Origin of the sequence: Halobacterium bonnevillei, assembly GCF_009831555.1 — an archaeon.
GTDB lineage: Archaea > Halobacteriota > Halobacteria > Halobacteriales > Halobacteriaceae > Halobacterium > Halobacterium bonnevillei.
Genome location: NZ_WUUU01000010.1, coordinates 1 through 14,743 on the forward strand (window position 1 = coordinate 1; position 14,743 = coordinate 14,743).

The following is a 14,743-nucleotide window of genomic DNA, read 5'->3' on the forward strand; positions in this document are numbered from 1 at the left end:
GTCCAGGCTCGCGTCGCTCTACGAGCGGGGGGTGCCCGACGGCGTGCACGCGGTTCGCGACGCCGAGTTCCTCGAGTGGCGCTACCAGAACCCCGACTGGAGGTACGAGGCCTACACCGCGGCGATGGCCGGCGACCCAGTCGCGGGCGTCGTCACCGGGACGCAGACCGAGGACGGCGTCACCACGACGAACCTGGTGGACGCACTCCCGCTGGCCGGCGGCCGGGATCGCGACGCCGGACTGCACGAGATACTTCGCACCGTGACCGACGCGTACGCGGACAGCGACCTGCTGGCGTACAACGGCACTGCGATACCGGAGTCGGTGCTTCGCGCGCACGGCTTCCACTACGACGGCTCGGCACCGCTGTCCCGCGTCACCTCCCCCACGAAACTCGTCGCGTACGACATCACGAGCGGCGACGGGGCGTGGTGCACGGGCGGCCTGGACCTCCGGGACAGTTCCAGCTGGGCGCTGTCCTACGCCGAACTCGACGCCCGATAGCTCGGGTGGTACTGTTCCCCTACTCCCGTCCTCGACCGGGACGGCGTCTCCTTCGCCGACCATAACAAAGCGTCCGGGGTGCCTGAAAGGCAACGAATGCATCGCCGCAGATTCCTTCGGAGTGCTGGCCTCGCCGGGTCCCTCCTGGTTGCCGGCTGTGCTCGTAGCGGGACGTCGCCGGAACGCGGCGGACAGCCGGACGAGTCGCGCCCTCCGGACGCACTCCCGGCGGATGCCCCCGAACACCCCGTCACTACCATCGCGGACGAGCTCGGGCTGGACACCATCGTGAACCTCGAGGCCGAAGGCGCGGACGCGACCGGCACCGAACCCATCGACGATCTGCTCGTCGCTCACGCCACCGACGGCACCCTGATCCACCTGCCGACGGGACGGTACGCAGTTTCTACCACGTTCTCGCTCGGGAGTGACGCGCGCCTCGCCATCGTCGGCGAAGGCGCCACTGTCGTCCCGCCGGACGGCTTCAGCGAACCGATCTTCGTGCTCGGGTACCCCGAGCCGATGCAGTCGGCGACGGTCCGCGGCGTCACGTTCGACTTCACGGCCGCGGACACCGGCTCCAGACCGGTATTCGCGAACGCCACGGACAGCGTCCACCTCGCGGACCTCACGGTTCGCGGGGAAATCGACACCGACCAGGACCAGGTCAGAATCGACGTCACCGACCCCGACGGCACCGGACTCGTCGAACGGCTGTCGCTGCCGGACGGCGCTGAACGGGGATCGAACGTCACTGGCTGTGAAGTCGGGGACGGGAACCGCGGCGACCTCGAGTTCGTCGACTGTCACATCGAGGGGTTCACCGACAACGGCCTGTACGCCGACCCGCCCGAGGGCTCCGTCACGGTGGACGGCGGGTTCTATCGGAACAACGGCATCGCGGGCGTCCGCATCCAGTCGAGCGAGTCCAGCGTCGTCCGGAACGTCCGCGTCGTCTGCGACGACGCCGACGGCGGCTACGACAACATGCGCGGCATCCGACTGCGGTCCGGCGAGTCGGTGCTCGTGGAGGACTGCGTCGTGGAGATGCTCGCCGTCTCCGGCAGCGACGGCGCCGTCACGTTCTCGTCGGAACTGGAGTCCGCGACAGTGCGGAACTGTCGACTGCGCGTCGACGCCGACGGCGTGAACGCGATCCGCGTGAAGAGCCCGGACGAAGACAGCGGTCCGGCGACGACCAGCGGACCGTTCCGCTGCCAGAACATCACCGTCACGGGCACGGCGGCGACGGGGGCGGCCATCCTCGCGTCGGACCGCGACGGCTGCCAGTTCCAGAATCTCTGCGTCCACCAGTCCGGCGACGACAGGGACGGTCTCCGCGCGGAGAACGTCGACGGCGAACTGCGGGACACGCACCTCGCAGTGACGGGAAACCCGCTGTCCCTGCGCAACTCCTCGTTCGAACGACACAACGTCTCGATGACCCGTAGCCCGGCGGAGCGCCACGATTGTGGCTAGCAGCCGCACCGACCCGACGGCACAGTCGCCGCGTCCCCACCGAGCACCGTCTCTGAAACCCGGGTGCGGGCGACGGCTATCTCCACCGAGGTCCCTCAGACCTGGGCGCAGCCGACAGTTAACCCCGATACGTTTCGACAATTTCCGGCGCAAGCGGCAGCTAACCCCCGCAAGTTCGTCCATAACAATGGGTCACTCACGGAATACGCCAGACACCCGCCACCAGCGGCCCCGACTCATGTCTCAGGAACCACGCTACTCGATTCGGTCGGCTGAACTGTCGCGTTGGCCCCACTCGCGCCCGACCCCGGACGCAAGACGCGTCACGGAGGTCGACGGCAATGAGTGACGCCGCCCTCGGCCCGGAAGCCGACGTGTCCGCGGACGCGACACTCCGCGAGACCGACGGCCACTCGCCGACCATCGGTCGCAATCCCACGATTCGCAGCGGCACTGTCGTCTACGCGGACGTGGAGATCGGCGACCGATTCGCCACCGGGCACGGCGCGCTCGTCCGCGAAGCCACCACGATTGGCGACGACGTGCTCGTCGGCACCCACGCTGTCGTCGACGGTCAGTGCACCATCGGCGACGAGGTGACTCTCCAGACCGGCGTCTACCTCCCCCAGCACACGACAGTCGGGAACCGCGTCTTCTTCGGCCCGCACGCGGTCCTCACGAACGACCCGTATCCGCTCCGGACGGCGGCCGACCTCGCTGGACCGACCGTCGAGGACGACGTCTCAGTCGGCGCGAACGCCACCATCCTCCCGGACGTCACGCTCGGCGAACGCGCGTTCGTCGCGGCGAACGCCGTCGTCACCGAGGACGTGCCGCCCGAGACGATGGCCGTCGGCGCGCCCGCCGTCCACGAGCCCCTACCCGACGACCTCGTGGGGAGGAACGACAAATGATTTCGATCGCGAGCCCGGACCTCGGGGACGCCGAACGCGACCGCGTCGATGCCGTGATCTCTGACGGCCAGCTCGCCGACGGGCCGGTCGTCCGCGAGTTCGAGTCGGAGTTCGCCGCGTTCTGCGGCGCCGACCACGCGGTCGCGACCACGAACGGCACGACCGCGTTACACGCAGCCTTCGAAGCGCTCGGCGTCGGCGACGGTGACACGGTCGTGACGACGCCGTTCTCGTTCGTCGCGAGCGCGAACGCCGTTCGGCACGCGGGCGCCGAACCCGTGTTCGCGGACGTCGACCCGCAGACGCTGACGCTGGACCCCGAGAGCGTCGCCGACGTGGTAGCCCGCCATGACGACGTCGCCGCCATCCTCGCCGTCCACCTCTACGGAACGCCCGCCGAAATGCGGCCGCTGCGAAACATCGCTACCGATCACGGGCTGCCGCTCGTCGAAGACGCAGCACAGGCCCACGGCGCGACGTACCGCGGCAGCACCGTCGGCACGCTCGGCGACGTGGCGTGCTTCTCGTTCTACCCGACGAAGAACATGACCGCGGGCGAAGGCGGCATGGTCACGACGAGCCACGACGGCGTCGCCGAGCGCGTCCGCCGGTTCTGCGACCACGGCCGGACGAGCGGCTACGAGCACGCGACGGTCGGCCACAACTTCCGGATGACCAGTCTCTGTGCGGCCATCGGCCGCGCGCAACTCGAGAAACTCCCCGCGTTCAACGAGGCGCGCCGCGAGAACGCTGCCGCCCTCACCGACCGCCTCTCGGCGACCAGCGTCGAGACGCCTGTCGACCCGGCCCACGTCCGCTCGGTCTACCACCAGTATACGGTCCGCGCGGACGACCGTGAGGCGCTCCGCGACCACCTCGCCGACTGCGGCGTCGACACCGGCGTGTACTACCCCGTCCCGATTCACAAACAGCCGGCCTACGCGGACGTTCGGGCGTCGCTCCCGGTCGCGGAACGGGCGGCCGACCGCGTGCTCTCACTGCCGGTACACCCCGGGCTGTCGCCGGAGGACCTGGACGTGATCGCGGACGCCGTGGCGTCCTTCGAGCCCGCGCGCTCGGACGCGGCCACTGAACGGACGGTGATAGACTCGTGACGCGGACACCACTCAGGACTGGCGTCGTCGGCGTCGGGAGCATGGGTCGCAACCACGCCCGCGTCTACCGCGAACTCGCGGGCACGACGCTGGTCGGCGTCGCCGACGCGGACCCCGCCGCTGCCGACAGCGTCGCCACCGAATACGAGGCCGAACCGTACGCGACAGCCGCGCTCCTCGACCACGTGGATGCGGTGTCGGTGGCAGTACCGACTCCCTTCCACGCGTCCGTCGTCGAACGCTGTATCGAGGCTGGCGTCGACGTGCTCGTCGAGAAACCGTTCGTCGAGGATCCCCAGCGCGGCCGCGAACTCGCGGCCGCTGCCGAAGCGGCCGGCGTCGTTATCCAGGTCGGGCACGTCGAGCGATTCAACCCCGCCGTCCGGACGCTGGCCTCCATCGTGCCGGACCTCGACGTCATGGCCGTGACTGCCGACCGGCTCAGCCCGCCCGACGACCGCGACATCGGCGACGGCGTCGTCTACGACCTGATGATCCACGACATCGACGTGGTCTGCTCGCTGCTGGACGCCGACCCGGTGTCGCTGTCGGCCACGAGGGCCGCCGACGGCGAGTACGCGACCGCGACGTGTCAATTCGACGGGGGCGTGCTGGCGTCGCTGACTGCCAGCCGCGTCACCCAGCAGAAGGTCCGGAAACTCGCGATTACGGCCCGCGAGTGTCGCGTGACCCTGGATTTCCTCGACCAGTCCGTGGAGATTCACCGGAGTTCCACCCCGGAGTACGTCTCCGCGAACGGCGACCTCCGGCACCGCGTCGAGAGCGTGATCGAGCGCCCGCTGGTCGAGCACGCCGAACCCCTGAAGCGGGAGCTGGCGGCGTTCGCCGACGCCGTCCGGGACGGCACCGACCCCGTCGTGACCGCCGACGACGGCGTTCGCGCCGTCGAAATCGCGAGCCGCATCGCCGACGGCATCCCGGCCGAGGACCACAGGGAGGTGCGGCAGTGAGTCGCACACTGTACGGGTCGCGGGCCGCCCCCGCGGTCCAGCGCCAGTGGTTCAAATCCGGGGCCGTCCCGGTCGCGGTCTACGGGCTCGGGAAGATGGGGCTGCCGCTGGCGGCCGTCTACGCCGAGAACACGGGCAACGTCACGGGCGTCGACATCGACGAATCCGTCGTGGCTGCGATCAACGACGGGGACTGCCCCGTGGCTCGCGAACCCGGGTTGCCGTCGCTCGTCGAGTCGCTGGCCGCGCGCGACGCACTCCAAGCGACGACCGATTCCCGGCGCGCCCGGGAGGCCAGCGTGCACGTCCTCATCGTTCCGACGCTCGTCGACGACGACAACGACCCCGATCTCTCGGCGCTCACCGACGTCGCGGGAGACGTCGCTGCCGGCCTGGACCCGGGCGACGTCGTGATCGTGGAGTCCACCGTGCCGCCGCGTACGTGCGTCGACGTTCTCCGCCCGCTGCTCGAGGACGCCAGCGGCGTCCCGCGGCACTCGTTCGGCCTCGCGTTCTGTCCGGAGCGGACGTCCAGCGGCCGCGCGCTCCGGGACGTCCGCGGCTCCCACCCCAAAATCGTCGGGGGCGTCGACGACGAGAGCACCCGGGTCGTCGGACTCGTCTACGGCGTCTTGGTCGACAACGACGTCATCCCGGTCGCGGACGCGACGACCGCTGAGGCCGTGAAAGTGTTCGAGGGCCTCTACCGGGACGTGAACATCGCGCTGGCGAACGACCTCGCGCGGCTCACCGACGAACTCGACATCGAGGTGCGCGACGCCATCGACGCCGCGAACACCCAGCCCTTCTGCGACATCCACACGCCCGGTCCCGGCGTCGGCGGGCACTGCATCCCGTACTACCCGTACTTCGTCTTGCACTGGCTGCAGACCGAGACTCCCACGCTCTCGACGGCGCGCCGGGTGAATGACTCGATGCCGGGGTTCGTCGCAGACCGCGTCGCCGAGGGCCTCGCAGCGAGCGAGCCGAACGACGGCGATGCGGCCGACGCTCGCGGCACCGTCGACGCGTACGTCACCGACGGCGGCGCAATCGAGGACACGACGGTCGCAGTGCTCGGATTGACCTACCGGTCGGGCGTCGCCGAGACCCGTGCGAGCCCCGGGGTCGACGTCTGCGACCTCCTCGCGGACCGCGGCGCCACCGTCTACGCCGCAGACCCACTCGTGGAGGCGTCTGGCGTCCGAGCGGAGCACGTCGCAATCGACGAACTCCGGGACTGCGACCTGGACGCCGCAGTGCTCGCGACGGCGCACGACGAGTTCGACGCCGTCGACTGGTCGGCCTTCGACCCGCTGGTCGTGGTCGACGGCCACGACGCACTCGACGTCGCCGGCACCGACCACCGAGTGTACACCGTCGGGAGGGGGTGGCGATGACCACCGGCGGCAGGGCTGGCCCGGCGATTCCGATTTGCCCGACCTCTTCGACTGACTCGACTGGTCCGATTAGCCGGACCTCTCCGACTGACTCGAGTGGTCCGATTCGCCCGACTCCGCCACCTGTCTCGGATGACCGGGGAATCCCGGGGTGGTCGTTGTGAGCGCCGAATTCTCCACGGCGGCGTACGTCGACCTCCTCGACGCCATCCGCCAGGCAGGCTACACGTGTCTGCCCGTCCGCGAGTACCTCGCTCGCGACAGCCTCCCGGAGCGATTCGTCGTGTTGCGCCACGACGTCGACCGGAAACCCGGGAACGCCGAACGGATGGCTCGCCTGGAAGCGGACCGCGGCGTCTCCAGCACGTACTACTACCGCACGAGTACGTTCACGCCCGACCGCGTCGACGTGGTCGAATCCCTCGGCCACGAAGTCGGCTACCACTACGAGGACTACGTGGAAGCCGACGGCGACGTCGGCCTCGCGCACTCGCTGTTCGCGAACAACCTCCGCGTGTTCCGCCGGGACTGCGACGTCGACACCGTCTGTATGCACGGCAACCCGCTCTCACCACACGACAACCGCGAGATGTGGACCGCGCCCGCCGCGCCGGGGTTCGGCGAGTACGACCTCCTCGGGGAGGCGTACCTCTCGATGGACTTCGCGGACGTGACGTACTACTCGGACACGGGCCGGACGTGGCGCGACGGCCCCCTCAAGATCAAAGACCACACCATGGACGACGGCCGGAAGACCGTCTCCGCGGACACCACGACAGACCTCGCCGCGCTCTTCCGCCGCCGGGGCGTCGACCGGGCGTGCGTGCTCGCACACCCCGAGCGGTGGGCGGACTCGCTACCGGAACTGGTGGCCGCGCGCTCCAAGGACCGCGCGGTCAACCTCGTGAAACGCGGCATGCACCTCCTCGACTACGGCGCGTCGAACTCCTGACACACCACTATGACGACACTCACAATCGGCCTCGACGGCGCGAACTGGGACCTGATCGGCCCGTGGCTCTCAGCGGGCCGCCTTCCGAACCTCCAGCGACTCGTCGACGACGGCGTCGGCGGCGTCTCCGAGAGCTGTCTGCCGCCGCTGACCGTGCCGAACTGGAAGTGCTACGCCACCGGCAAGAACCCGGGGAAACTGGACGTCTTCCGGTTCGACCGCATCGACACCGCGAACCGCGACCACGTCTTCCACGACGCCACGGACTTCAAGAGCGCCGAACTCTGGGACTACCTCAACGACGACGGCCTGACCGCGGGCGTCATCAACAAGCCGTCGACGTACCCGCCGAAGGACGTCGACGGGTTCGTCGTCGCGGGCGGCCCGGACGCCTCCGAGACGACGTACCGCTCGCTGGAATCCGGGTTCGCGACGCCGCCGGACGTCGAGGCGTTCCTCCGCGACGAACTGGACTACGCGGTCCATCCGAGCCCGATGATTTCGCCGACACAGACGGGGGCGGCGGAGGTCGAGGCTGTGCTGGACCTCGTGGACCTCCGGTTCGAGGCGGCCGAACGCCTGCTGGAGCGCGAGGCCCCGGACTTCCTCCACCTGACGGTGTTCTACAGCATGGCGCTCCAGCACTACTTCTTCAACACCGACCCGGTGCGCCGGGCGTGGGAGCGCATCGACGACCACCTCGGCCGCTTCCTCGACGACGGCCACGACGTCCTCGTGATGAGCGACCACGGCACCTGGCCGGTCGAGACGGTGTTCTACCTGAACGTCTGGCTCGCGGAGCACGGCTACCTCGAGACGCAGGCGGGCGTCGACTCCGCGCTTTGCCGCGCCGGCATCACGAAGGAGCGAGCGCTCGCGGTGGCGAAACGCCTCAGCATGGCCGACACGCTCGGCCGCGTCGTCCCCGAGCGCATCCAACGGCTGGTGCCGTGGGCGGAGGGCGTGAAACGCGACCGCGTGCTCTCCGTTCTGGACTGGGAGCAGACGACCGCCGTCGCCAGCAATCAGGGGCCGCTGTACCTCACGATTCCCAGCGACGACCCGCGATACGACCACGTTCGGGACGGCCTGATCAGAGACCTGGAGGCGGCGACCCATCCGGAGACCGGCGCCTCGCTCGTGAACGCAGTCCACCGCGGGGAACAGTACTACAACGGTCCCTACGCCGAGAACGCGCCGGACCTGATCGTCGACCAGGGCGAGAACGTCCACGTCAGCGACGCCATCGGGCCGGACGAGGCAGTCGCCGACAGCGGCGTCTGGAAGGGCGGGAACATGCCAGCGGGCATCTTCCTGTTCTCCGGTCCGAGTTTCCGCGCGGAGGGACTGACGCGGCGCGCGTCCATCACGGACCTCGCGCCGACGCTGCTGCACTCGATGGGCTCGGCAGTCCCGACGGACGTCGACGGCGACGTCCTGGACGTGTTCGCGCCCGACTCGGAGCCAGCGAACAGGGACGTAGCGACCCGGCCGCCGCTCTCGGGCACACGAGAAGACGACGCCAGCGACGCGGCGGCGGTCGAACAACGCCTCGCGGACCTCGGTTACCTGGAGTGATGCGCGTCCTGGTCGATGTCACGCACCCGGCGCACGTCCACCTCTTCCGGAACGCGATTGACGCGTTCCGCGAGCGCGGGCACGCGGTCCACGTGGCGTCCCGCGAGAAGGACGTGACGACCGACCTCTTGGACGCCCACGGCATCGACCACACCGTCCTCTCCCGGAAACGCGCCGGACTGCTCGGCGTCGCTCGCGAGTGGAGCGGGCGCGAATTCCGCTTGCTCCGGTTCGCGGCTCGCTTCGACCCGGACGTCGTGCTCAGTCGCCTGAACCCGGCGGCCGCACACGTCTCCTCGGCGCTCGGAACACCGAACGTGGTCTTCCACGACACGGAGGTCGCGGGGCTGCTCGACCGCGTCACCGCACCGTTCGCGGCGGTCGTGGCGACACCCGCCTGTTTCGACCGCGACCTGCCCGCGCCACACGTCCGCTACGAGGGGTTTCACGAACTCGCGTACCTCCACCCGGCGCGGTTCACGCCCGACCCCGACGTGCTCCGGGAGGCCGACGTCGACCCAGCGGAACCGTACTCGGTCGTCCGCCTCGTCGCCGGCGACGCCCACCACGACGGCGGCACGGCGAGTTTCTCTCGAGACGCCGTCGAGGAACTCCTCGGACGCCTCGCTGCCCACGGCGAAGTCTACGTCTCCAGCGAGGGGTCGGTCCCGTGGGGGGACGACGCGTCCGCTCCGCCGGTGTCCGTCGACGGGCTGCACGACCTGCTGGCGTTCGCGGACGCCTACGTCGGTGACTCCTCGACGATGGCGACGGAAGCCGGCGTGCTCGGGACGCCCGCGGTCCGGTACGACCCCCTGGACAGCGACATGGGGAACTTCCGCGCGCTGGCGGAGTACGGTCTCGTGGAGTCCACGACCAGCGAACGGACCGCCGTCGACCGCGCCGTCGAACTGGCCGCCGACTCGGACGCGTCGCGGCGGTGGCGGCGGCGCCGACGCCACCTGCTCGCGGACAACGTCGACCTCACCGCGTTCGTGGTGGAACTCACCGAGGAGGTGGGGGCGCCGTGAGCGGGAACGAATCCGGCGCGGCGGACTATCCCGGCCTTCAGGCCGACGAGCGGCCGATTCCGGACGGCTACGAGTTCGCGCTGCTGCTCACGCACGACGTCGACCGCCCCTACAAGACCTACCAGTCGCTGTACTACGCGCTCACCGACGCGGGGAACCGTCGCTACCACCTCTCGTCGATGCTTCCGAGCACGGACCCGTACTGGCAGTTCGACCGCGTGATGGCGATCGAGCGCGACCTCGGCGTGCGGTCGGCGTGGTACTTCCTCGTGGAGCAACGGCTCCAGGACCGCCCGCTCCGGGAGTGGCTGACACTGGACGCCTGGCGGCTGTACGCCGGCCGGTACTCGATGGACAATCCGCGGATCCGTGCGGTGGTCGACGACCTGGCGGACGGCGACTGGGAGGTCGGCCTCCACGGGTCCTACCACTCTCCGCGGGACCGCGACCGCCTCCGTGCGGAGAAGCGCGCCGTCGAGGACGTGCTCGGCGACAGGGTCACTGGTGTCCGCCAGCACTACCTCAATCTCGCGGTTCCCGAGACGTGGCACCACCACCGCGCGGTCGGCCTCCAGTACGACGCGAGCCTCGGCAGCAGCGACGACTACGGGTTCCAGCACGGCTACGGCGTGAAGCGCCCGTTCGACGACGATTTCGTCGTCTTCCCGCTGACGATCATGGAGCAGTCGCTCCCCGACCCCGGCGCGGACTTCGACACGGCGTTGGCGGCCTGCGAGTCCGTGCTCCAGGAGGCCCGCGAGAACGACGCCGTCGCCTCGGTGCTGTGGCACCCGCGTCACTTCAGCGAACGCGACTTCCCCGGCTACGGCCGCCTCTACCGCACGCTCGTCGAACGCGCACTCGACCTCGGAGCGTGGGTGGGGTCGCCGGGCGCGTTCTACGAGGTCGCCGACCTGTCGTCCCCGCCCGGTGGCACCGAGAACGACGCCGGTGGATCGGCCCTCCGGACGCACCGTCTCGAGGACAGCACCACGTAACGATTGGCGCGGCCTCCAGGAGCGGCCGGAGGGAATCGGCTGTCGGGCGGAGTAGGTGGAACCAACTACTGGGACGCTGCGAGTGAGCCGCGGACGGCGGCGATGAAGTGGGGGTGGTGGTGCTATCGACGCCTGAAACGCTGTCCGGAGCTCTCTGCCGGCGGAAATATTGTATTAATTATATAACAGTTGGGGAAAGTCGCGTAAGCCGGCCGTACTAGCCACGAAACGGCGTATGGTGCCTATTACTTTAGCTGACACACATCAACGATGGCGTGGATTGTGTGCTCCCCGACTGCCCCAGACGCTCGCGTGCTCGTTCTCGACGGCGACAGCCAGGCGTCCCTGAGCGTCGTCTCGTCGCTCGGGTCCCGCGGCGTCGACGTCACGGTCGGTGCTGCGGCCGAGAACTCGATCGGGCGCTACTCGCGGTACGTCGACCGGGAGTACGTGCATCCCGAGCCTAGCGAGCGACCTGTCGCGTTCGCGAACGAGCTATTCGACTTCCTGACGCGGACCGACCACTTCGCGGTCATCCCCACGCGCGACGACACTACCACAGTCGTCTCCCGGAACAAACAGCGACTCGCAGACACCGGCACGCACGTCGGCGTCGAGGACTGGGAGCGATTCCAGCGCGTCGCGAACAAAGCCCGCACCTTCGCGTTCGCCACCGACCTCGACGTCCCCACGCCGGAGACGCACGCACCCGCTTCGCTGGCCGACGTCGAAGCAATCGCCGACGACGTCGCCTATCCCGTCATCGTGAAGTCCCGGAGCAAACACGTCGCGGACAGCCACGGCCGCCTCTACACGCACGAAGTCGGCAGCAACGACTACGCCGACTCCCCGGCCGACCTCCTCGAAACGTACGAGCGACTGCGCAACGCTAGCGAGGGCACCCGGAACGAACCACCGCTCGTCCAGGAGTGCATCCCCGGACAGACCACCACCACCGTCGGTCTCGCCCGCGAGGGCGAACTGCTCGCGCACTTCCAGGAACGCCGCCTCCGCACCACGCCCGCGTCCGGGGGGAGTTCGACGCTGATTCGCGGGTTCCGCGACGACAGGATGCTCGCGTACGCCCGCACCGTCGTCGCCGAAATCGACTGGACCGGGCCGATCCAGGTGGAGTTCATGTGGACGCCCGACGGGGAGTTCTACCTCGTGGAAGTCAACGGCCGGTACTGGGGGTCGCTGCCGCTCGCGGTCGCCAGCGGCGTCGACGTCCCGTGGCTGCACTACTCGCTGCTCGCAGGCGAGAAGCCGTGCGTCCCGGGTTGCTACCGAGACGACGTCGTCCAGCAGCGACTCCTCTACGGCGACCTGAAGTGGCTCGCCGAACAGCTCGCTGACGGGAATCCCGCGGCCATCGGGCCGTTCCTCCAGGCGCTCGCGACGACTAGTCAGGTGTTCGTGCGGCCGTCGGACCCCCTGACCACGCTCGCGGCGCTCCGGCAGGCGGCCGAGCTCGGCGTCGAAGCGCTGCAGGCGGAACTCCGCGACGTCTTCCCAGACCGCGAGCCACCGAGCACGCCGGATGACAAGCCAATTCAGGTCGAACAGGGTCGTCGATAGAGCACGTCCCCGACGGAAAGCGCGGCGTCGTGCCCGCCGTTCGGACGTGTTCCGGTGGGTAGGAAGGTGATAACAATTGAGCCACGGGAACCCACCGCTGGCAATGGAGATTCGACAACTCTCGCTGGCCGAGTGGGGGGACGCCCTCCCCGACTCGGGGTTCGAGGTGTTCCACACGCCCGCGGCCCTCAGCGTGCTCGCGGACCACTCCAACGGCGAGCTGCGGCTGTACGGCGGCTTCAAGGGAGAACAGCCCGTCGGCTTGTTCCCGGTCGTAGTGCAGGACCGTGCCGTCGGGCGCGCCACGCTGTCGCCGCCGCCCGGGTTCGCCGTGCCCAGGCTCGGCCCGCTGGTGATGCCCGTCAGCCCGAAACGACGGAAACGCGAGCAGGTCAACGGCCGGTTCGCTGAACGGGTCCTCGCGGAACTCGACGTGGACGCGTCGACGACGCTGTTCCGGACGGTCTGCCCGACGTCGTACCCCGACCCGCGGCCGTTCGTGTGGTCTGACCTCTCGCTGGACACCTCGTTCACGTACCACCTCGACGTCGACGAGGACCCTGACGCGATGTTGTCCTCGTTCAGCAAGAGCCTCCGGCGGGAAATCCGGGACGGCCTAGACCTCGACGTCACTGTCGCGGTCGACGGCGAGGACGCCGTCCGCCAGGTGTTCGAACAGACCCGCGCCCGGTACGAGGAACAGGACCGCGGCTTCACGCTGGAGTGGTCGTACGTCAGCGACCTCGCGCGTGCACTGGCCGCAGACGACCGCTGCCGCACGTACGTCGTGCAAACGGCGGACGGGGACTTCCTCTCGGGGATGATCGTCCTCTACAGCAACGACGCGGCGTACTACTGGCTCGGCGGCGCGCGCACCGTCCACGAGGGCACGAGCGTGAACAGCCTCCTCCACTGGCGCGTCATCTGCGACATCGCGGACGGGGACCCGCGTGAGTCGGTGGACACCTACGACCTGATGGGGGCGAACACGGAGCGGCTCTGCCGGTACAAGAGCAAGTTCGGCGCGGACCTCGCGCCGTACTACGCCCTCGAGTCCAGCGGTCCGGGGATGACCGCCGCAAAGACCGCCTACCGCCTGGTGAGCAGGTAGCCGCCGTGCGAGTGCTCAACCTCGTCCCGAACAGCGACTCGCGGTTCTTCCAGCAGCAGGTCGCCGTGCTCGGGGAGCGCGGCGTCGACCAGACGACGCTGACGGTTCCGGGCCGCCGGGACTACGAGGACGGCGAGACGTCGGGCAGGTCCCCGCTGGCGTACGCCCGCTTGTACCCCAGCGTCCTCGGCGCGTCCTTCGACGACTACGACCTGGTGCACGCGAACTACGGACTGACGGCGCCGCACGCGGTCCTCCAGCCGAACCTCCCGGTGGTCGTCTCCCTATGGGGGACTGACCTGTTCGGGAAGTACGGCTGGGTGAGCAAGCTCTGCACGCGGCTCGCCGACGAGGTCGTCGTGATGTCCCCGGCGATGGCGGCGGAACTCGATACCGACGCCCACGTCATCCCGCACGGCGTCGACCTCGCCCGGTTCCAGCCAGCGCCCCAGGACGACGCCAAGAACCGCCTCGGGTGGCGCGACGACGTCTACCACGTCCTGTTTCCGTATCCGCCCGAACGCAGCGTCAAAGACTATCCGAGGGCGGACCGAATCGTTGACACCGTCGACGGCGAACTCGACGCCCCCGTCGTGTTGCACACGGTCACCGGCGTCCCGCACGACCAGATGCCGACGTACATGAACGCCGCAGACGTCCTTCTCGTGACCTCGCGACGGGAGGGATCACCGAACGCGGTGAAGGAGGCCCTGGCGTGCAACCTCCCCGTGGTCTCCACCGACGTCGGCGACGTCGACGCGCGACTCGACGGCGTCACGCACTCTCACGTCTGTACCTCCGACGCCGGCCTCGCCGCCGCCGTCGCGACGTCCTCCGAGCGAACGAGCGGTCGAACGGCCGGAAGGCCGCCCGCGAAATCAGCGTCGAACGGACCAGCGAACGACTCCACGGAGTCTACGAGACGGTCGTCGATGCGGCCTGACCACAGTCGTCGGGGGCGAGCGTCTTCCCAGACGCGACGGATAGCACGCCACTCCCGGCACCGCAGTCTCGCGCGGGAATCACCGGACTGCGGGACGTCGGCGGCGGCGCCTGCCGGCTATACGGTCCGCATAACAATCCTCGCAGCCGTGCGACTGCAAGCCACGAC

General features: G+C 69.3%; 11 protein-coding genes and 2 pseudogenes. All 13 read left to right on the forward strand.

All coding sequences use genetic code 11. The annotated features are described in order from the left end of the window. Positions 1–505 (forward strand): annotated as a pseudogene (locus GRX66_RS02920) (hypothetical protein); the annotation flags it as partial. A gap of 96 nt (positions 506–601) precedes the next feature. Beyond that, the gene (locus tag GRX66_RS02925; RefSeq protein ID WP_159525192.1) at positions 602–1,984 is read left to right on the forward strand and encodes a hypothetical protein; all 1,383 of its coding nucleotides are present in this window, start codon (positions 602–604) and stop codon (positions 1,982–1,984) included. A 341-nt stretch (positions 1,985–2,325) separates the two neighbouring features. After that, positions 2,326–2,898: an acyltransferase gene (locus tag GRX66_RS02930; protein ID WP_159525193.1), complete on the forward strand. Its 573-nt coding sequence runs from the start codon at positions 2,326–2,328 to the stop codon at positions 2,896–2,898. Next, entirely contained in the window at positions 2,895–4,013 is a 1,119-nt protein-coding gene (locus tag GRX66_RS02935; protein ID WP_159525194.1) for a DegT/DnrJ/EryC1/StrS family aminotransferase, read from the forward strand. The genes GRX66_RS02930 and GRX66_RS02935 overlap by 4 nt, the downstream gene beginning before the upstream one ends. Further along, complete coding sequence (locus tag GRX66_RS02940) at positions 4,010–4,984, forward strand: Gfo/Idh/MocA family oxidoreductase (protein ID WP_325063924.1); 975 nt, start codon at positions 4,010–4,012, stop codon at positions 4,982–4,984. The genes GRX66_RS02935 and GRX66_RS02940 overlap by 4 nt, the downstream gene beginning before the upstream one ends. Next, on the forward strand, positions 4,981–6,384 hold the full coding sequence (locus tag GRX66_RS02945; RefSeq protein WP_325063925.1) for a nucleotide sugar dehydrogenase: 1,404 nt from the start codon (positions 4,981–4,983) through the stop codon (positions 6,382–6,384). Before GRX66_RS02940 ends, GRX66_RS02945 begins: the two co-directional genes overlap by 4 nt. 160 nt (positions 6,385–6,544) lie before the next feature. Further along, entirely contained in the window at positions 6,545–7,336 is a 792-nt protein-coding gene (locus tag GRX66_RS02950; protein WP_201292897.1) for a hypothetical protein, read from the forward strand. 9 nt (positions 7,337–7,345) lie between these two features. Further along, positions 7,346–8,914, forward strand: a complete 1,569-nt coding sequence (locus GRX66_RS02955) for an alkaline phosphatase family protein (protein WP_159525195.1) — start codon at positions 7,346–7,348, stop codon at positions 8,912–8,914. Next, positions 8,914–9,945, forward strand: a complete 1,032-nt coding sequence (locus GRX66_RS02960; RefSeq protein ID WP_159525196.1) for a DUF354 domain-containing protein — start codon at positions 8,914–8,916, stop codon at positions 9,943–9,945. Before GRX66_RS02955 ends, GRX66_RS02960 begins: the two co-directional genes overlap by 1 nt. Continuing rightward, positions 9,942–10,943 (forward strand): polysaccharide deacetylase family protein, encoded by a 1,002-nt coding sequence (locus GRX66_RS02965; protein ID WP_325063926.1) that lies wholly within the window; start codon positions 9,942–9,944, stop codon positions 10,941–10,943. The genes GRX66_RS02960 and GRX66_RS02965 overlap by 4 nt, the downstream gene beginning before the upstream one ends. A 312-nt stretch (positions 10,944–11,255) precedes the next feature. Beyond that, positions 11,256–12,521, forward strand: coding sequence for a carboxylate--amine ligase (locus GRX66_RS02970; protein ID WP_201292898.1), 1,266 nt, complete (start codon positions 11,256–11,258; stop codon positions 12,519–12,521). Positions 12,522–12,624: 103 nt separating this feature from the next. Further along, on the forward strand, positions 12,625–13,632 hold the full coding sequence (locus GRX66_RS02975; RefSeq protein WP_159525198.1) for a GNAT family N-acetyltransferase: 1,008 nt from the start codon (positions 12,625–12,627) through the stop codon (positions 13,630–13,632). Between the two features lie 5 nt (positions 13,633–13,637). Next, positions 13,638–14,575: pseudogene (locus GRX66_RS02980) on the forward strand (glycosyltransferase). Positions 14,576–14,743: the final 168 nt, after the last annotated feature.